This is a genomic window from Nonomuraea cypriaca (assembly GCF_015645445.1).
Classification (GTDB): Bacteria; Actinomycetota; Actinomycetes; order Streptosporangiales; family Streptosporangiaceae; genus Nonomuraea; species Nonomuraea cypriaca.
In genome coordinates this window covers 1-18,585 of sequence record NZ_JADOGI010000148.1, presented here as the reverse complement: position 1 = coordinate 18,585, position 18,585 = coordinate 1, and the positions used below count along the sequence as shown (strand labels likewise).

The 18,585-nt window shown below is 70.9% G+C and carries 16 protein-coding genes; 8 read left to right on the top strand and 8 right to left on the bottom strand.

Annotation, left to right across the window (positions count from 1 at the left end):
* Window positions 1-46: 46 nt before the first annotated feature.
* Both edd and zwf read right to left on the bottom strand, forming a co-directional pair.
* The gene (edd, locus tag ITP53_RS36685; protein WP_195900062.1) at window positions 47-1,990 is read right to left on the bottom strand and encodes a phosphogluconate dehydratase; all 1,944 of its coding nucleotides are present in this window, start codon (window positions 1,988-1,990) and stop codon (window positions 47-49) included.
* The gene (zwf, locus tag ITP53_RS36680; protein ID WP_195900061.1) at window positions 1,987-3,474 is read right to left on the bottom strand and encodes a glucose-6-phosphate dehydrogenase; all 1,488 of its coding nucleotides are present in this window, start codon (window positions 3,472-3,474) and stop codon (window positions 1,987-1,989) included. The genes edd and zwf overlap by 4 nt, the downstream gene beginning before the upstream one ends.
* Window positions 3,475-3,616: 142 nt before the next feature.
* On the opposite strand from zwf, the gene ITP53_RS36675 reads away from it, so the two are divergent.
* Window positions 3,617-4,822: an ROK family transcriptional regulator gene (locus ITP53_RS36675; RefSeq protein ID WP_195900060.1), complete on the top strand. Its 1,206-nt coding sequence runs from the start codon at window positions 3,617-3,619 to the stop codon at window positions 4,820-4,822.
* On the opposite strand, the gene ITP53_RS36670 is transcribed toward ITP53_RS36675, so the two are convergent.
* Complete coding sequence (locus tag ITP53_RS36670; RefSeq protein ID WP_195900059.1) at window positions 4,819-6,393, bottom strand: ATP-binding cassette domain-containing protein; 1,575 nt, start codon at window positions 6,391-6,393, stop codon at window positions 4,819-4,821. The two genes, ITP53_RS36675 and ITP53_RS36670, sit on opposite strands and share 4 nt — an antisense overlap.
* Window positions 6,394-6,465: 72 nt before the next feature.
* Here ITP53_RS36670 and ITP53_RS36665 point away from each other — a divergent pair, with 72 nt between their 5' ends.
* The gene (locus ITP53_RS36665) at window positions 6,466-7,098 is read left to right on the top strand and encodes a TetR/AcrR family transcriptional regulator (protein ID WP_195900058.1); all 633 of its coding nucleotides are present in this window, start codon (window positions 6,466-6,468) and stop codon (window positions 7,096-7,098) included.
* A 146-nt stretch (window positions 7,099-7,244) separates the two neighbouring features.
* On the opposite strand, the gene dgoD is transcribed toward ITP53_RS36665, so the two are convergent.
* On the bottom strand, window positions 7,245-8,390 hold the full coding sequence (dgoD, locus tag ITP53_RS36660; RefSeq protein ID WP_195900057.1) for a galactonate dehydratase: 1,146 nt from the start codon (window positions 8,388-8,390) through the stop codon (window positions 7,245-7,247).
* A gap of 118 nt (window positions 8,391-8,508) precedes the next feature.
* Window positions 8,509-9,210 carry a DUF2470 domain-containing protein gene (locus ITP53_RS36655; protein ID WP_195900056.1) on the bottom strand — a complete coding sequence of 234 codons (702 nt, stop codon included), beginning with the start codon at window positions 9,208-9,210 and terminating at the stop codon, window positions 8,509-8,511.
* Between the two features lie 77 nt (window positions 9,211-9,287).
* Between ITP53_RS36655 and rpsD the strand changes: the two genes are divergently transcribed.
* Window positions 9,288-9,902, top strand: a complete 615-nt coding sequence (rpsD, locus tag ITP53_RS36650) for a 30S ribosomal protein S4 (protein WP_195900070.1) — start codon at window positions 9,288-9,290, stop codon at window positions 9,900-9,902.
* On the opposite strand, the gene ITP53_RS36645 is transcribed toward rpsD, so the two are convergent.
* On the bottom strand, window positions 9,856-10,695 hold the full coding sequence (locus tag ITP53_RS36645) for an ion transporter (protein ID WP_195900055.1): 840 nt from the start codon (window positions 10,693-10,695) through the stop codon (window positions 9,856-9,858). The genes rpsD and ITP53_RS36645 overlap by 47 nt on opposite strands.
* 87 nt (window positions 10,696-10,782) lie before the next feature.
* Here ITP53_RS36645 and ITP53_RS36640 point away from each other — a divergent pair, with 87 nt between their 5' ends.
* Window positions 10,783-11,115: a DUF4190 domain-containing protein gene (locus ITP53_RS36640; protein ID WP_236051537.1), complete on the top strand. Its 333-nt coding sequence runs from the start codon at window positions 10,783-10,785 to the stop codon at window positions 11,113-11,115.
* Here ITP53_RS36640 and ITP53_RS36635 read toward each other — a convergent pair.
* Window positions 11,047-11,748, bottom strand: coding sequence for a TetR/AcrR family transcriptional regulator (locus ITP53_RS36635; protein WP_195900054.1), 702 nt, complete (start codon window positions 11,746-11,748; stop codon window positions 11,047-11,049). The two genes, ITP53_RS36640 and ITP53_RS36635, sit on opposite strands and share 69 nt — an antisense overlap.
* Window positions 11,749-11,809: 61 nt before the next feature.
* Between ITP53_RS36635 and ITP53_RS36630 the strand changes: the two genes are divergently transcribed.
* Together ITP53_RS36630 and ITP53_RS36625 are read left to right on the top strand one after the other, a co-directional pair.
* On the top strand, window positions 11,810-12,556 hold the full coding sequence (locus ITP53_RS36630; protein ID WP_195900053.1) for an ABC transporter ATP-binding protein: 747 nt from the start codon (window positions 11,810-11,812) through the stop codon (window positions 12,554-12,556).
* Window positions 12,556-13,281, top strand: coding sequence for an ABC transporter permease (locus tag ITP53_RS36625; protein ID WP_195900052.1), 726 nt, complete (start codon window positions 12,556-12,558; stop codon window positions 13,279-13,281). The genes ITP53_RS36630 and ITP53_RS36625 overlap by 1 nt, the downstream gene beginning before the upstream one ends.
* Before the next feature lie 67 nt (window positions 13,282-13,348).
* Here ITP53_RS36625 and ITP53_RS36620 read toward each other — a convergent pair whose 3' ends face one another.
* Complete coding sequence (locus tag ITP53_RS36620) at window positions 13,349-14,707, bottom strand: S8 family serine peptidase (RefSeq protein WP_195900051.1); 1,359 nt, start codon at window positions 14,705-14,707, stop codon at window positions 13,349-13,351.
* A gap of 183 nt (window positions 14,708-14,890) precedes the next feature.
* On the opposite strand from ITP53_RS36620, the gene ITP53_RS36615 reads away from it, so the two are divergent.
* Window positions 14,891-16,927, top strand: a complete 2,037-nt coding sequence (locus ITP53_RS36615) for a spermine/spermidine synthase domain-containing protein (RefSeq protein ID WP_195900050.1) — start codon at window positions 14,891-14,893, stop codon at window positions 16,925-16,927.
* Window positions 16,928-17,248: 321 nt separating this feature from the next.
* The coding region (locus ITP53_RS36610; protein WP_195900049.1) for a hypothetical protein at window positions 17,249-18,585 on the top strand (1,337 nt) is incomplete at its 3' end.

Genomic DNA, 18,585 nt, shown 5'->3' with positions numbered 1-18,585 from the left:
GGGTCGTCAAGGTCGCTCGCTGCCACTCGTACAGGTGGATGAGCTCTCACCGCGCGAGCCCGGCGTGCTGTGCACCGGGCAGCGCGCCCGTCTCCAGGTGGGAGGCGCCCGCCTCGGCGGGGAAGCCCAGCCCGGGGCCGTGGTGCGGCGACTCGGCGCCGCTCACGCCGAAGATCCCGGCGCCCTGCTCGGCGTGCCCCGCCATCCGGCGGAACGTCGCGAAGAGCTCGCGTCCCGTCCCGACCCACTGCGCGTCGCTCAGCGGCCGCCCCTCCGGTGTGCGCGTGACCAGCTCCTCGGCGGGCACGAGCAGCTCCAGCGTGCCGGCCGTCGAGTCGAGCCTGATCACGTCGCCGTCCCGTACGAGCGCGATCGGCCCGCCGTCGGCCGCCTCGGGCGACAGGTGTATGGCCGCGGGCACCTTGCCGGAGGCGCCGGACATGCGGCCGTCGGTAACGATCGCCACCCGCTGCCCCCGGTCGAGCAGCACGGACAGCGGCGGCGTGAGCTTGTGCAGCTCGGGCATGCCGTTCGCGCTCGGCCCCTGGTAGCGGATGACCGCCACGAAGTCCTGCCCGTCCAGCTCGCCCGTCTCGAACGCCTTCAGCAGGTCGAGCTGGTCGTCGAACACCTTCGCCGGCGCCTCGATCACCAGGTGCTCCGGCTTGACCGCGGACACCTTGCTGACCGCGCGGCCCAGGTTCCCCTCGACCATGTGGATCCCTCCGTCGGCGGCGAACGGCCGCGCGGCCGGACGCAGCACGTCCAGGTCGGAGCTGCCGCCGGTGACCGGCGACCAGACCAGCTCGCCGTCCACCAGGTCGGCGGTCTCGCGGTAGCGGTCGAGCCCGCGCCCGGCCACGGTGAGCACGTCGGCGTGCAGCAGCCCCTCGTCCAGCAGGTCGCCGATGAGCACCTGCATGCCGCCGGCGTCGCGGAAGTGGTTCACGTCCGCCTGGCCGTTCGGGTAGATCTTGGTGAGGGACGGCACGACCTTCGACAGGCACGCCAGGTCGTCCCAGGTCAGGACGATCCCCGCGGCCGCCGCCATGGCCACCAGGTGCAGCGTGTGGTTCGTGGACCCGCCGGTCGCCAGCAGCGCGACGCAGGCGTTCACGATGGCCTTCTCATCGACCAGCTCGCCGATCGGCGTGTACTCGGGGCCGTGCGCGGTGATCTCCACGGCCCGCCGCCCGGCCGCCGCGGTGAGGGCGTGGCGCAGCTCGGTGTGCGGGTTGACGAACGTCGAGCCGGGCAGGTGCAGGCCCATGACCTCCATGAGCGCCTGGTTGGAGTTGGCGGTGCCGTAGAAGGTGCAGGTGCCGGGGGAGTGGTACGACTTGGCCTCGGCGTCGAGCAGCTCGCCGCGCCCGACCTTGCCCTCGGCGAACGCCTGCCGGGTGCGCGCCTTGACCTTGTTCGGCAGGCCCGAGCCCATCGGCCCGGCGGGCACGAAGATCGCCGGCAGGTGCCCGAAGTGCAGCGCCCCGATGAACAACCCGGGCACGATCTTGTCGCACACGCCCAGCAGCAGCGTCGCGTCGAACATGTCGTGCGACAACGCGATCGCGGTGGCCATCGCGATCACGTCGCGGCTGTAGAGGGACAGCTCCATGCCGGCCCGCCCCTGCGTGACGCCGTCGCACATCGCGGGCACGCCGCCCGCCACCTGCGCCACGCCTCCGGCCCTGCGCACCGCCGCCTTCAGCTCCGGCGGGTACGTCTCATACGGCTGGTGCGCCGACAGCATGTCGTTGTAGCTCGTCACGATCGCGACACCGGGCTTCGCGGCGCCCATCAGAATCCGCTTGTCGTCCGAGGGGGCGGCGGCGAAGCCGTGCGCCAGGTTGGCGCAGCCGAGGTGCGCCCGCGCGGGGCCCTTCGCCCGCGCCGCCGCGCCGTCACGCCGGATCCGCGCCAGGTAGGCGCCCCGGCTGGCCGCGCTGCGCTCGGCGATCCGGTCGGTGATCTCCTGAATGAGGGTGTTCACTTCTCCTCCTCGTGCCAAGCGCGACCGCTGCGGCCGAGCAGTTCGTGGGCTCCTGCGGGTCCGGTGGTCCCCGCCTGGTAGGGCTCGGGCAGGGTGGGGTCGTCCTTCCAGGCGTCCAGGATCGGGTCGATCCAGCGCCAGGCCGCCTCCACTTCGTCACGTCGCATGAACAGCGTCGGGTTGCCGGCCAGCACGTCCGTCAGCAGCCGCTCGTACGCCTCGGGCACCCGCGCCGTGAACGTCTCGCCGAAGCTCAGCGACAGCGGCACCGGCTTCGGCGTCACCTCGCCCGCGCCCGGCTCCTTGGCCATGATGTGCAGCTCGATGCCCTCCTCGGGCTGCAGCCGCAACACCAGCCTGTTCGGCGTGCCGCCGGGGAAGATGGAGTGCGGCACGTCCTTGAACTGCACCACGATCTCCGACCTCCGGTACGGCATCCGCTTCCCGGTACGCAGGTAGAACGGCACCCCGGCCCACCGCCAGTTCCTGACCTCGGCCCGGATCGCGGTGAACGTCTCCACCCGCCGCGACGCCTCGGTCGGTGCCGTGGACGCCGGCTCGTCGAGGTAGCCCGGCATGTCACCCGCCTCGGTGTACTGCCCCCGCACGGTGAACCGGTCCACCTCCGTACCCGTGATCGGCCGCAGCGCCTGCAGCACCTTGACCTTCTCGTCCCTGATGGCCTCGCGGTCGTTGCGGGCCGGCGGCTCCATCGCGGTCAGCGTGAGGAGCTGGAGCAGGTGGTTCTGCACCATGTCGCGCAGCGCGCCCGCGTGGTCGTAGTAGCCGCGCCGCCCCGGGGTGCCGACGGTCTCCGCGGCGGTGATCTGGACGTGGTCGATCCAGAGCGAGTTCCAGATCGGCTCGAGGAAGGCGTTGGCGAAGCGCAGGACCAGCAGGTTCTGGACGGTCTCCTTGCCCAGGTAGTGGTCGATGCGGAAGATCTGACGCTCGTCGAAGATCGCCCCGACCTCGTCGTTGATCCGCCGCGCGCTCGGCAGGTCGTGGCCCAGCGGCTTCTCCAGCACCACGCGCGAGCGGGGCGTCACCAGGCCGGCCTCGGCCAGCTCGCGGCAGAAGGGGCCGAACGTGCGCGGCGGGCTGGCCAGGTAGAAGACCCGGTCGCGCGACTCGTGCCCGGCGAGCAGGGCGGACACGGCGTTCCAGCCGGACTCGTCGGTGCCGCCGACGTCGACCGACACGTGGTGCAGCCGGCCGAGGAAGCGCTGCCACATGGCCGGGTCGTCGACCGGGACCTGGTCGCGTACCTCGGCGTCCACCTTGCCGCGGAAGTCGGCGTCGGTCAGCCCGCCCCTGGACATGGCGATGACGCGGGTCTCGGGGGAGAGCCGGCCGTCCCTGTCGCAGTGGTACAGCGCCGGGATGAGCTTGCGCATGGACAGGTCGCCGGTGCCGCCGAAGACGACGAGGTCGGCTGTGTGGCCGCCGGGGTGGGCGGGGGTGGCTGCCGGAAGGGTGGACACGGTACGAGGCTCCGATGATCAACCAAGTGGGGACAGAACGGACACTAACGAGAGTTTGGGTCGTACACAAGCGGAGTTTTGGTATCTGAGATGAAAAAGTCGTGACTTTTCATGACCTAACCCCATGTGGTTCACTTAGCCGATGCCACGACGTACCGCCGGGAGCCTCGCCACCAGTGGCGAGGTCCTTCGCCTCATCCGCACCGGTGAGGCCGTGACGCGGGCCGACCTCGGCCGGGTGACCGGCCTGTCGCGCCCCGCTGTGCAGTTGCGCGTCGGTGACCTGCTGGAACGCGGCCTGGTCGTGGAGCGCGCCGACGCCCCGTCCACGGGCGGGCGACCGCCGGTCAGGCTGGAGTTCAACGCCTCGGGCGGCGTCGTGCTGGTGGCCGCGCTCGGCGCCAGCCGCACCCGGGTCGCCGTCTGCGACCTGGCGGGGCGCGAGCTGGACGGGCGCGAGTTCACGATGGACGTGGAGCAGGGTCCCGACGTCGTGTTGCCGCTGCTCATGGACACCTGGGACGAGTTGCTCGGCGACCGGCCGCGCTCGCTGATCAGAGGTGCCGGGATGGGCGTGCCGGCCACGGTCGAGTTCGCCCAGGGCCGTACGGAGAGCGCCAGGGTGATGGCGTCGTGGACCGGCGTGGTGATCCCGCCGATCATCCGCGCCCGCTTCCCCGTCCCCGTCCTGGTCGACAACGACGTGAACGTGCTGGCCATCGGTGAGCACCGCGGCGCCTACCCCGACCTGGACGACCTGATGTTCGTGAAGGTCTCCACGCGGATCGGCGCGGGCGTGATCGCGGGCGGCGAGATCCTGCGCGGCGCGCTCGGCGCGGCGGGCGAGATCGGGCACATCCCGGTGCTGGACGGCGGCGGCGTGTTGTGCCGCTGCGGCAACACCGACTGCGTCGACTCGGTGGCCAGCGGCACCGCGCTGCTGCGCGACCTGCGCGCGGCCGGCAAGGACGTCAGGACGATCGCCGACGTGACGACGCTGGTGCGGGCGGGCGACGCCGAGACCATGGCCATGGTCCGCGAGGCCGGGCGCAGGATCGGTGAGGTGCTGGCCGGGGCGGTCAACATCCTCAACCCGTCCGTGGTGGTGCTGGGCGGGGACGTGGCGGAGGCGTTCGGGCCCCTGGTGTCGAGCATCCGCGAGGTCGTCTACCGGCGCTCCACGGCCCTGGCGACCCGGCGGCTGCGCATCGAGCCGAGCCGGCTGGGCGCGGGGGCGGGCATCAGCGGCTGCGCGGTGATGGTCCTCGACCACGTGCTGGCGCCTGAGGCCCTCGACGAGACCATGAAGGTCTCCGTCCTGCGCCGCGACCGCGTGGCGTCGAGCTAGAGGTCCCAGCGGGGCTCGTCGCTCTCCCGTACGAGCCCGTCCGCGCCGAACACCAGATAGCGGTCGAGGTCGGCGGCGAACCACCGGTCGTGCGTGACCACCAGCACGGTGCCCTCGAACCCCGCGAGCCCCTGCTGGAGCGCCTCCGCACTGGCCAGGTCGAGATTGTCGGTCGGCTCGTCGAGCAGCAGCAACGTCGCCCCCGACAGCTCGAGCAGCAGGATCTGCAGCCTGGCCTGCTGCCCGCCGGACAACGTCTCGAACGGCTGTCCGCCCGCCGGCGCCAGCTCGTAGCGCGCCAGCGCCGACATGGCGTCGTTGCGGGTCATCGCGTACTCGTGCATGACGACGTCGGCGGCGGCCCGGCCGCGCAGGTCGGGCCGCAGATGGGTCTGCGCGAAGTGCCCGGGTGCGACCCTGGCGCCCAGGCGGGCCTCCCCGCGGTGCGCGACGGACTCGCCGGCCAGCAGGCGCAGGAAGTGGGACTTGCCGGTGCCGTTCATGCCGAGCACGCCGACCCGCTCGCCGTACCAGATCTCGGTGGAGAAGGGCCGCAGCAGCCCGCTCAGCTCCAGGTCCGCGCAGATCACCGCGCGCTTCCCGGTACGCCCGCCGCGCAGCCGCATGCGTACGTTCTGCTCCTTCGGCGCGCGCCGCGGGGGCCCCTCCCGCTCGAACCGCTCCAGCCTCGTCACCGCCGCCTGGTACGCCCCCGCCAGCGCGTCGTTGCCGGCCGAGCGCTGCCGCAGGGTGTGGACCAGCCCGCGCAGCCTGCTCCGCTCCTCCTCCCAGCGCTGCCGCCGCTCCTCCAGCCGCTCCCTGCGCCGCCTGCGCGCCTCGGCGTAGCCGGCGAACCCGCCGCCGTGCACCCACACGCCGCGGTCCTCCACGGTGATGATCCGGTCGGCCGCCTCGGCGAGCAGCTGCCTGTCGTGCGAGACCAGCAGCACGGTCTTGGCCGAGCCCCTGATCGCCCGCTCCAGCCACTGCTTGGCCCGCACGTCCAGGTAGTTGTCCGGCTCGTCGAGCAGCAGCACCCCGTCGGGCCCGCGCAGCAGCGCCTCCAGCATGAGCCGCTTCTGCTCCCCGCCCGAGAGCGTGGCCAGGCTCCTGTCCTTGACCCGCTCGTACGGCGCCGCCAGCGCCTCGGTCGCGCACACGTCCCACACCACCTCGAGCTCGTAGCCGCCCGCGTCGGCGTAGTCGGCGATGGCCTGGGCGTAGCCGAGCTGGCGCGGTTCGTCGTCCCGCTTCCTGATCGCCGCCTCGGCCGCCGCCAGGGTGGCCGCCGCCGCCCTGATCGGCCCAGGCGCCACGCTCAGCAGCAGGTCGTGAACGCTTCCCTCGCCGAGGAACTGCCGCATCACCCCGATCCCGCCACTGCTCGCGATCCGGCCAGAGGCCGGTTCGAGCTCACCCGAGATCAGCCGCAGCAGCGTGCTCTTCCCCGCGCCGTTGGGCCCCACGAGCCCCGCCCTGGCCCCGTCGCCGACCTTGAACGACACCTCCACCAGCAACGGCCGCCCGTCAGGCAGCAGGTAGGTGACCCCGCTGACCTCCACATGCCCCATGAAGCCTCCACTCGACCAACGCTCTACTACTAGACCATCGATCCGGTACAGGTACAACGTATTATCTCCGGCGTGGACAACGTGTGGTCGCGCCCCAGGAAGGCACCCAGGCAGACACTCACGCTCGACCGCATCGTGACCGAGGCGGTGGCGCTGCTGGACGAGGAAGGCGTGAGCCGTCTGACCATGCGCCACCTGGCCGAGCGCCTGGACACCGGCTCAACGACCCTCTACTGGCACGTCAGGACCAAGGACGACGTCCTGGACCTGTCCCTGGACGCCGTCTTCGGCGAGGTCCGGCTACCGGAGCCCGCCGGCGACTGGCGGGAGCCCGCCCGCGCCCTGATGCGCGGCTGGCGCGCGGCCCTGCTCCGCCACCCCTGGTCGGCCACCATCCTGGACCGCCCGCTCCTGGGCCCGAACGCCCTGCGACGCACGGAGTTCCTTTACGAAACCCTGGCCGCCGCGGGTTTCACAACCCCGAAGACAGCCGCCCACAGCCTGTCCAACTACTTGATGGGCTCAGTGATCATGCAGGTCACCTGGCAGCACAACGACGCCGACGCGTTCCTGCGTGAACGCGCGCCCGACTACCCTGCGCTGGCGGAACACGGCCTGGAACACCCGTGGGACACCACATTCGAAGAGGGCCTCGCCTACCTCCTGGAAGGCATGGAAGCCGCCAGAAAACGCGAAACCACGTGAGGGTCTGACCACGGAACCGGCCAAGGGGACGCGTCGTCACGGCGACCGGCCCGTGGGCCTTCACGACCGGCCATGACAGACGCCGGCCGGATACGGCGCGTGCGGTGCCCTTGGCCGGCCGTAAAGGAAGAAGAGACCTTAAAAGATCACCACTCAGCGAAGGACCCATCCGCATGGTGCCAGAGCTCGTTGCGCCAGGCATGGCCCTTCTCGGACGCCTCGCGCACGGCTTGTTCGTCGACCTCGATGCCGAGTCCTGGCTTGTCGGAGCGGTTCACGTGCCCGTCGGAGAAGGCGAACGCGGACGGGTCGACCAGGTAGTCGAGCAGTTCGGTCCCCGCGTGGTACCCGATGCCGAGCGACTGCTCCTGGATGAGGAAGTTCGGCGTGGCGAAGTCGAGTTGCAGCGAGGCCGCCAGCGAGATCGGCCCCAGCGGGCAGTGCGGCGCCACCGCGACCCCGTACGCCTCCGCCATCGCGGCGATCCTGCGCAGCTCGGAGATGCCGCCCGCGTGCGACACGTCGGGCTGCGCCACCGCGATCCCGGTGGGCAGCACGTCGCGGAAGTCCCACCGCGAGTAGAGCCGTTCGCCGGTGGCGATCGGGACGGAGGTGGACTCCACGACGGCGCGCAGGTCGCGGGACAGCTCCGGCACCACCGGCTCCTCCACGAACAGCGGCAGGTACGGCTCCAGCAGCGGCAGCACCCGCCGCGCCGCCGCCGGCGAGAGCCGGCCGTGGAAGTCGATCGCCAGGTCCACGTCGTCGCCGACGGCCTCGCGCAGCGCGGCCACCTTGCCCACGGTCTCCTTGACGAGCGCCGCCCCTGGCACGTGCGGCGTGGCCTGGAACGGCGTGAACTTCATCGCCGTGAACCCGGCCTCCTTTCTGGCCAGCCCCTCGGCGGCCAGCTCCGCGGCCGTGTCGCCGGCGATCCACGAGTAGACGCGGACCCGGTCGCGTACGGCCCCGCCGAGCAGGTCGTACACGGGCACGCCGAGCGCCTTGCCCTTGATGTCCCAGAGCGCCTGGTCGATCCCGGCGACCGCGCTGGACAACACGGGCCCGCCCCGGTAGAAGCCGCCCTTGGTCAGGTGCTGCCAGTGGTCCTCGATCCGGCTGGGGTCGGTGCCGACGAGGCGCTCCATCAGGGTGTGCACGCATTCCCTGACGGTCTCCGCGCGCCCTTCGACGATCGGCTCCCCCCATCCGGTGACGCCCTCATCGGTGTCTATCCGCAGGAACAGCCAGCGTGGCTGGACGAGGTACGTGTCGAATCCTACGATCTTCATGGTTGAGGGCATGCAGCCCAGCATAAAAGCGCCGATTCGGACCCTGTGTCACCGGGGTCACCCGGGGTCACCGGGGTCGCCCTGATCGACAGCCGGCGATCAGCACGCGGCGCGGCCCTCAGCAGGTGCACAGCAGCCCGCGCAGGGCGCTCTCCAGGCACAGCTCGCTGTGCGCGGGGCTCGGCCACTGGAAGCGCACCAGCGACTCGTCCGCCCGCACGGTCGCCCCGAACCGGTCCAGCTCCCACAGCCACACCTCACCGGCCGGCTCCCCGAGCTGCCTGGCCACGCCTGCGGCGAGCTGGTCCCGATGCGCGGTGTTGACGTGCGCCAGCACCCGCTCGGCCGCGCCCATCAGCGGGTCGGGCGCCGCCCCCAGATAGTCGTCGGCGTCGAGCAGCCCGGACTCCTGCCCGGTCAGGTAGACCACCTGCCCCACGTCCAGCCGCAGCAGCCGGGGCGCGTCCCGCCGCCCGAACCGCTCCAGCGCCTCGAACAGGCTCTCGTCCGCGCTGTGCGCGGCCACCGCCACCGCCGCGGCCCGAGCCTCACCCTCCGGTACGGCCTCCGCCCAGCCCTGCACCTCGATCAGCCCGCGCGGATGCGAGACCGTGCCCAGTCGCCGCATCGCCGTGAGGTTCACCGCCACCACGGCGTCCTCGCGCAAGCCGTGCAGCGCCTCGCCAGGGCGTACCAGGAGCACGGGGCGGCCACGCTCGTCCACGCCGCCGCGGGCGGGGGAGGGGGCACCGTCGACGGACAGCTTGGCGACGCTCGCGGTCGCGGCGAGGGTGCGCACCCGCTCGGGGATCGGCAGCATGACGCCTCCTTGAGATCGATCTCGACAGTAAGTTAGGCTTGCCTAAGTAAGGATTACCTAATCACATTGAGGTGAACGTGCGCTACACCGGCCCGAAGGTGCGACTGTCTCGTCGCGCGGGCGTCCCGCTGACCAGAAAAGCCGTCCGCTACTTCGAACAGCGCCCCTACCCGCCGGGCGAGCACGGCCGCAAGACCAACCGCCGCAACACCGGCGACTACGGGCTGCGGCTGCTGGAGAAGCAGAAGCTGCGCTGGTTCTACGACGTGTCGGAGCGGCAGCTGCGCCGCTACTGGGACCTCGCCGTGCGCAAGCCGGGGGCCTCGGGCGCGGAACTGGTCACGCTGCTGGAGTCCCGCCTGGCCTCCCTCGTGCTGCGCGCCGGCCTGGCCCCGTCGATCTACGCGGCCAGGCAGTACGTCAACCACGGGCACATCGCCGTGGACGGCCGCAAGGTGGACATCCCCAGCTATCTCGTCAAGCCGGGCCAGGTCGTCACGGTCAGGGAGCGGTCGCGCGGGATGCAGCCGTTCGTGGCCGCGAAGGAAGGCACGCACGCCGACGAGCGCATCGCGGCGTATCTGTCGGTCGACCACGCCGGCCTGACCTTCACGCTGACCCACCGGCCCGAGCGTGAGCAGATCGTCATCCCCGTCGACGAGCAGCTCGTCGTGGAGTACTACTCTCGCTGACCGCGGCGGGGGAGCGGGTCGCGTACCGTAGCTCGGCGACCTCCTTGCGCAGCTCGGCCAGCTCGTCCAGGATCCGCTGGGTGTGGGCCGTGTTGTCCTCGATCGCGGCCCGCTCCTCGGCGCTCTCGTCGTCCATGGCGCTGACCACCACCGCCATGAAGAGATTCAGGATCACGAACGTGCACACCAGGATGAAGATGGTGAAGAAGATCCAGGCCGACGGGTGCCTGGTCATCACCTCCCTGGCGATGTTGCCCCAGTCGTCCCCCGTCATCGTCTGGTAGAGGGTGAACAGCGAGGTCGGCAGGCTGCCGAAGCGGTCGGGCGCGGTCTGCCCGTAGAGCTTGGTGGCCATGACGGCGGCCACATACAGGACCAGGGAGAGCAGCACCACGATCGAGCTCATCCCCGGCATCGCGCGCAGCAGCGCCGAAACCACGCGCCGCAGGCTCGGCACGACCGACAGCAGTCGCAGCGCGCGCAGGATGCGCAGCGAGCGCAGCACCGACAGGCCGCCCGTGGCGGGGACGAAGGCGATCGCGACGATCAGGGTGTCGAAGATGTTCCACGGGTCCCTGACGAACGCCGAGCGCTCGGCGTAGACCTTCGCCAGCAGTTCGGCGGCGAAGATGTAGAGGGCGACGTGGTCGATGGCGGTGAGCAGGTGGCCGTGGCTCCCGACGACGGGGGGGAACGTCTCCAGGCCCAGCGTGCCCGCGTTGATCACGATGACGCCGACGATGAAGCGCTGGAAGTGCCGATGGGCGAGGAAGGCACGGGTGCGTGCACGCACGAGGACGGGCTCCTAAGGACATTCGATCATGTGCCGTACCATGATGGCGCAACATGATCAAGAAGGAGACTGTGGTATAAAACCCACTTGACCGGACCTCGAGGGGGCGAGACGACCATGTCCTATCCGCACTACGGCCCCTCTCCCTACGGCCCGCCGCAGTCGCATCCCAACGGCACCACCATCCTGGTGCTGGGCATCCTCAGCCTGGTGGTCTGCCTCTTCATCGGCCCCTTCGCCTGGTCGATGGGCAGCACGGCGCTACGCGAGATCGACGAGAGCGGCCACTACTACGACAACCGCGGCGCCGTGCAGGCCGGCCGCATCTGCGGCATCATCAGCAGCGTCCTGCTAATGCTCACGGTTGCCTTCCTCGCGTTCGTGTTCGGGATCGTCTTCCTCACCGGCGGCTTCAAGTAGCGGCCGCGGATCATAGTCGCCGATGCCCGTCTCCAGCAGGTCGAACGCCCGCTCGGCCCGCGTCCTGAGATCGGGCGCGATCCTCTCCCACTCTTCTCCCGCCAGCATCCTGGACACCGCGTAGTCGGTCAGGATCCTGGCGGTGTGGAGGAGGTGGGCCGCCACCAGTCGCGGGGTGAGGTCGTCGGCATCGGCCTCCGTCTCGTCGGCCAGCGCCCGCCACAGTGCCTGCTCCCGCTCCTCGTGGATCTCGCGCATCCGGGCGACCAGCGCGGGACTCGCACTCACGATCCTGGCGAACACGTCGCCGCCCAGGTTGAGCCCGTGGCGCCAGTGGCGGGTGTCGACCGCGTCGAGGTAGTCGCGCCGGAACGCGCTCACCACGCTCTCGCCGGGCCCGCGCTCCCGCAGCACGCGTAGCGGCAGGTCGACCGCCACATCCTGGCGGTCGGCGAACAGGTCCTCCTTCGTGCCGAAGTAGTTGAAGACCGTGTTGACCGACACGTCGGCGGCCCGCGCGACCTCGGCCACGGTCACGTTGTCGAACCCCTTCGCCATGAACAGCCCCATCGCGATGTCCGCGATGCGCTCCCTGGTCTCGCGCTTCTTCCGCTCCCGCAGCCCCTCTTCCATGCCGCCATTCTAGCCAATTTGCAGTGACACCAAAATTATGGCTACCCTAATTTTGGAGGCGATGAAAGTGATCAAGACTTCAGGTCTGAGCAAGACTTTCGACGGCGGTGTGGAAGCCGTCAGGGGCGTGGACATCTCGGTGGAGCCCGGTGAGATCGTCGGTTTCCTCGGCCCGAACGGCGCGGGCAAGACCACGACCATGCGCATGCTGACCACCCTGCTGCGCCCCACGTCCGGCACCGCGACGGTGGCCGGCCACGACCTGCTCGGCGCCGCGAAGAAGGTGCGCGAGCGCATCGGATACGTGTCCCAGAGCGGCGGGATCCTGCCCTCGACCCCGGTCGGGGGTGAGCTCGAACTCCAGGGCATGCTCTACGGGCTGAGCCGCGCGGAGTCCGCCGCCAAGGTCAAGGAGGTCCTGGCCAGGCTGGAGCTCGCCGGGCTCGAGTCCAGGCTGGGCGCCGCCCTCTCCGGCGGCCAGCGCCGCCGCTTCGACATCGCGTTCGCCCTGCCGCACGACCCGGCCCTGCTCTTCCTCGACGAGCCCACCACCGGCCTTGACCCGCAGAGCCGGGCCAACCTGTGGGACCACATCCGCGCGCTGCGCGCGGAGAAGGGCATGACGGTGTTCCTGACCACGCACTACCTGGACGAGGCCGACGCGCTCTGCGACCGGTTGCTGATCATCGACCACGGCCGCATCGTGGCCGAGGGCACCCCGGCGGAGCTGAAGAGCGGCGGCCGCACGCTCGACGACGTGTTCCTCGACATCACCGGCAGGTCCCTGCGCGAGGAGGCGGGCGTCTGATGTTGCGCGACACCTGGGTGCTGTTCCGTTACGGCCTGCGCGCCACGCTGCGGCAGAAGGTCGGCCTGGTCTTCGGCGCCGTCCAGCCGCTGTTGTTCCTGGTGCTGTTCGGGCCCATCTTCGCCACGTTCGGGACGTGGGAGACGCTCGTCCCCGGGCTGATCATCCAGCTCGGGCTGATGAGCACAGGGCTGGCCGGGTTCGGGGTGATGCTGGAGAAGCGCTTCGGCGCGCTGGAGCGGATGCGCGTCACCCCGGCCAGCCGGCTGGCGCTGCTGCTCGGGCGGGTGCTCAACAACGCGGTCACGCTGATCGTCCAGACGCTGCTGCTCCTCGTGGTCGCGTTCGCCCTCGGCCTGCGCGCCCCCGTGGCGGGGGTGGCGGCCGGGCTGGCGCTGGGCGTCGTGCTCGGGGTCAGCCTGGCCGCGCTGTCGTACGCCATCGCGCTGACGATGAACGAGTCGTTGTTCGCCCCCGTGATGTCCACGGCGGTGATCCCGCTGGTCCTGTTGTCCGGATCGTTCCTGCCGATGTCGATGGCGCCGGGCTGGCTCGACGCCATCTCCCACATCAGCCCGTTCAGGTACGCGCTGGAGGCGCTGCGCGACCTGTTCCACGGGCACTACCTGACCGGCACGGTGGCCGCCGGAGTGGCGGTGACGGCGGTCTTCGCCGTGGTCAGCCTCACGATCGGGACCCGCGTGTTCAACCGCGCCAACGCGTAGCCTGCCGGGCCGGGCGCGCGACCTCTCAGGGCCGCCCGGCCTCCTGCGGTGGCGCGGGGCCGGGCGGTCAGGCGGCGTTCTTGGCGCGTCGCTTGAGCGCGGCGATGATCCCGGCCGGGTCCACGGTCCCGTAGCCGTAGTCGTAGTCGAACCCGACCTCGCTGCGGTCCTCGGCGGTGCGCCGCAGCAGCGCCCGCAACTGGGTGGGCGACAGCTTGGTGCACGGCCAGCGGGTCCGCACGGCGGCGATGAGCCCGGCGGCCACCGGCGTGGCCGCCGACGTGCCCGAGTCGGGCGCGCCGTCCCCGAACGCCTTGGACCCGGAGAAATGTGTGTACGCGCAGATGTCGGGCTTGCGGGCGGTCAGCCTGCCGGGCCCCTGCGAGGAGTAGCCCACCCGCTCCCCGTTGACGTCGATGCCCCCGATCGACAGGGCCTTCGGGTGGGAGTTCGCGCCCACGATCGGCCTGTTGGGGTAGGCGCAGCGGCCGTCCTCGCACTCCCGGCCGCAGTTGCCCGCCGCGAACAGCACGTCGGCCCCCGCCCGGTCGAGCCCGGCCACCATCAGGTTGAACGGGTGGGCGGCGCTGTCGGAGTAGTTGCCCGGATGCCCGACGGGGAAGTCCCACTCGGGGGAGAACGACCCCCACGAGTTGCTCACCACCAGCGCCCGCGTGGCGGCGGGCTGCGCGTCGAGCACGTTGCGCAGGTGCGCGAACGCCGACACCGCGTCCGACAGCAGCCCGTCCATCGCCGAGCCGCCCGGCCGGGTGGACAGCAGCAGCGGGATGTCGATCAGCGAGGCGTGCGGCGCGGCGATGAGCGAGTCGAACGCGCACATCGTCCCGTGGTCGACCTCGAACTCGCCCGGCCGGCCCGGCACCCCCGCCGGGCTCCAGCAGCGCTCGGCGTCGAGCGTGACGCCCCGGCCGAGCTGCCTGGCCGTGTGGGCGGCGTTGACGCCGGTGTCGAGCACGGCGAGGGCCACCCCCGTGCCGTCGAGCCCTTCCGCGTGCAGGCCGGAGACGTTCAGCAGCCGTTCGACGTCGTGCCAGTCGCCGACCGGCGGATCGCCGCCGCACGTGGGCGTGGACTCGATGACCGGGTCGGCGAAGATCCCGACCACGTCGGGTCTCAGCGTGGGCAGCAGCGTGACCCTGGAGGCCAGCTCGTCGTCCGAGATGGTGCCGCGCACCAGCACGGAGGCGTCCTCGGCGGCCAGCGAGAAGTCGAGCGGCTGGTTCAGCGAGAGCGGGTCACCGCCCGCCGCCGGGACGGGCCGGGGCACGGCCACCGGGACGAACGCCGCGTCGAGCTCGACGCCGGGCAGACCGTCGGCCACGTCGGCCGTCGTGGCGGTCTGGCCGGGGTCGGCGACGGCCGCGACCAGATCGGGAGAGGGACGAAGCTGGATCAGGACCCGCATGAGTCACCACCGAACATTGTGGAGGGAAGGAACCTCACAACATTCCTTCATCACTTCGTGCTCGTCCAGCGCTACTTTCGGGTTTTGACCTGGGAAAACGCCCTAAACGGCGCGAAGCGGACGACATTTCTTCCGGGCTGTCAGACTTCCTTGTTTTCGGTCTGTTCACTACGGTGAATGCTCATGACGCTCCAGGCGCAGATGCCGGTCGACGACGGGAAAAAAGCTCACTGGCTGGCGGTGCGGCCGAGGCTCGTCCTCGCCAGCGCCTTCATGCTCTTCCTCGAGCTGGCGCTGATCCGGTGGACCGGATCAAATATCGTGCATCTCAGCTATTTCACGAACTTCGTGCTGCTCGGCTCGTTCCTGGGCATCGGGCTCGGGTTCCTGCGCGTGGGGCGCTCTGCGCGGCAGCCGTACTATTCGCCGGTCGTGCTGGCCGTCCTGGTCGTCGTCGTCTGGACCTTCCCGGTGACCGTCGACCGCAACACCGAGGGCGTCCTGTACTGGACCAGCCTGTCCACCGTCGGGCCGCCCGCGTGGCTGATCCTGCCGGTGATCTTCGGCGCGGCGGCGCTGGTGCTCATGGGGCCCGCCGAGCTCGTCGGGCGCTGCTTTCCCGAGCTGCCGCGGCTGGAGGCCTACCGGTACGACCTGATCGGCAGTCTCACCGGGATCGCGGCGTTCACGGCGCTGTCGTTCCTGAGCGCGCCGCCGGTGTTCTGGGGGCTGATCGCGGCCATCTGCTACGGCGTGCTGCTGATGCCCAGGCCGAAGGCGCTGTACGCGGCGCTGGTGACCGTGCCCTCGCTCCTGGTCGTCGGGGTGCTGCTGGCCGAGACGCTGACCGCCGGGGCGATCTGGTCGCCGTACTACAAGGTGACGACCAAGGCGCTCCAGCAGCTCGGCATCGCCGTCACCGACATCGCCGTGAACGGCATCCCGCACCAGCAGGCCGTGCCCGCCGCCGCCCGCCTGCAGTGGGAGGCCCAGTACGGCCTGCCGTACGACCGGACCTCCAAGCCGCCCAAGGACGTGCTGATCGTGGGCGCGGGCAGCGGCACCGACGTGGCGATCGCGTTGTCGAAGGGCGCGAACAGGGTCGACGCCGTGGAGATCGACCCCAAGCTGCGCGAGCTCGGCGCCTCGGTCCACCCCGACAAGCCCTATGACGACCCGCGCGTCACCACCCACGTCACCGACGGACGCGCCTTCCTCGAACGCAGCGGCGACAAGTACGACCTGATCCTCTTCGCGCTGCCCGACTCGCTCACCCTCGTCTCGGGGGCCAGTTCGCTGCGCCTGGAGAGCTACCTGTTCACCGAGGAGGCCATGCGGGCCGCCCGCGACCACCTCAAGCCCGGCGGCACGTTCTCGATGTACAACTACTACCGGGAGAGCTGGCTCGTCGACCGGCTCGCCTCGACCATGCAGAACGCGTTCGGCCACAAGCCGTGCGTCGACGTGGTCAGCACCGCGGGCCAGCAGGCCGTGATCACCGCCGGCCTGGCCGCGACCGACCAGCGGTGCGCCACCGAATGGCCGGGCGCCGCCGCCGGCACGCCGCAGCCCGCAGACGACGACCGGCCGTTCCTCTACCTCAAGGACGCCACGATCCCGTCGATCTACGTGATCACGCTCGGCCTGATCCTCATCGTCAGCCTGCTCGCCGTCCGCGTCGTCGCGGGCCCGTACGCCAGGATGCGCCCGTACGCCGACCTGTTCCTGCTCGGGGTGGCGTTCATGCTGCTGGAGACCAAGAGCGTGACCGGGTTCGCGCTGCTGTTCGGCACCACGTGGGTGGTCAACGCGATCGTGTTCGCCGGCGTTCTGGTGGCCGTGCTCGCCGCCGTCGAGGTGACCCGCCGTTTCCGCGTGCCGCCGATACCGGTCATGTACGGAGTGCTGTTCGCGGGCCTGCTGCTGGCCTGGCTGGTGCCGAACGAGTGGCTGCTGTCGCTCCCGGTGCCGCTGCGCGCCGTCGCGGCCGTGACGGTCGCGTTCCTGCCGATCTTCGCCGCGAACGTCGTCTTCGCCAAGCGCTTCGCCGACACGGCCGACGCCACCACCTCCTTCGGCGCCAACCTGCTCGGCGCCATGGTGGGCGGCTGCCTGGAGTACGCCGCCCTGGTGATCGGCTACAAGGGCCTGCTCATCGTCGCGGCCGTGCTCTACCTCGGCGCCATGGCGCTGCTGCCGCGCAAACGAGCACTGGCGTGACGCCATTCGCGGCCCTTTAGCGGAAATGCGCGTCCTGGGTCTTCGCGGCGCGAATTCCGGCGCCCGGAGACCGTCGTTTCCGCATGCGCTCGTGGCGGCTCCGGCCCAGGTTGTGCGGCCAGGTGTAACACCTTGCCGCCTGGCTCGGTGAATTGTCCGCGGCGCGGGTTGATTTGTCGGGAACCGCGAGGTGAGGTAGAGACTACGGCCATGCCTTGATCGCGATGATCGTCGTACGTGAAAAAGGAAATTCGGCTTCCCGGAAAGGAGGCTGCGGGATCGGGGGTGACACCTGGTAAACCCACGAGAAAAGGTGAAATCATGGCGACGCAAGGGGCAGCAAGGATAGATGTCGAGCGCCTTCTGGAGCAGGAGTCCGAGCCGGCGCCCGCCGGCCGCGCGCAACAGGTCGCCGCGGTGCTCCCCAAGGGAGTGCTGTTCGCCACGCCGGCCCCGGGGACGTCCAGGGCGGCTCGGGTGCCCGACGCGGAGTGGAAGCTGACCTCCGCCTGGCCCCACCGAGGGCAGAGCGCGACGGGGACCGCCGCCGTCCACCTCGGCGCCGGCCACGACCGCCTCACCCGGCCGATGATCTTCGCCGACGACTTCGGCTACGGGCCCAGCGACCTGCCGGCACTCTGGCACCGGCTCGACACGCCCTACCCGCCGCACCACCACCGCCTGCTCGCCCAGCTGCTCGCGCAGGGCATCGACGTCGTCCTGCTCGGCTTCGGCGTCCGGCACACCCACCTCCAGGCCAACGCCGGGGTGGCGGCCGCGTGCGTGCGCCGCGCCGTCGCCGAGCGGATCGGCGACGCGCCGCTGATCGTCGGCGGCCTCGGCGTGGGCGGCCTGGTCACCCGTTACGCGCTCGCCGAGATGGAGACGCGTGGCGAGGACCACCAGACCATGACCTACCTGTCGTACGACACGCCGCACAACGGCGCCTGGATCCCGCTGATCCTGCAGCAGCTCGCGTACTTCGCCGAGAGCCTCGGCCCGAGCGAGCCCGGGCAGGCCGGCCTGATCAGGAGCCCCGCCGCGCAGCAGGCGCTGTGGGGCTGGGTCGAAAGCGTCCGCTACTCGGGGCCGGTCGCCACCGCCAGCCCGCTGCGCGCCGAGTTCCTGGAGGACCTGCGCCGGGCCGGCTGGTTCCCGGCCGGGCCGCGCAAGCTCGGGGTGGCCAACGGCGCCGCCGACGGGACCGGCAGGAATGTGCCACCCGACGACCTGGTGTTCGACTGGAGCGCGCCGGGCGGCCTCGCCGGGGCCACCGTCCGCACCCAGCCGGACCGCGGGGCCAACCGGCACATCGGCGGCATGCGCGCTGTGCCGATGTGGGCGAGCAGGAGCTACACCACCGACGTGGCGTCGTTCGACGGGGCTCCCGGCGGGACGCTCGCCTCGTACGGCATGATCGCCGACCGGTTCGGCGTGCCGATCCAGAACCGCTACCGCTCCGCCTGCTTCGTCCCGTCGGTGAGCGCGGTGGCCCTCCAATACGACCCGGTGGAGTGGACGGTGGACCTCTACACCGACATCACCGCGCTGTCGCCCGAGCAGAGCCAGCTCGACGACTACCAGTGCGACGCGGACAACTCCGAGCACGGCCAGGTCACCGCCACGCTGGCCGAATGGATCCTCGGCCAGCTCGGCAA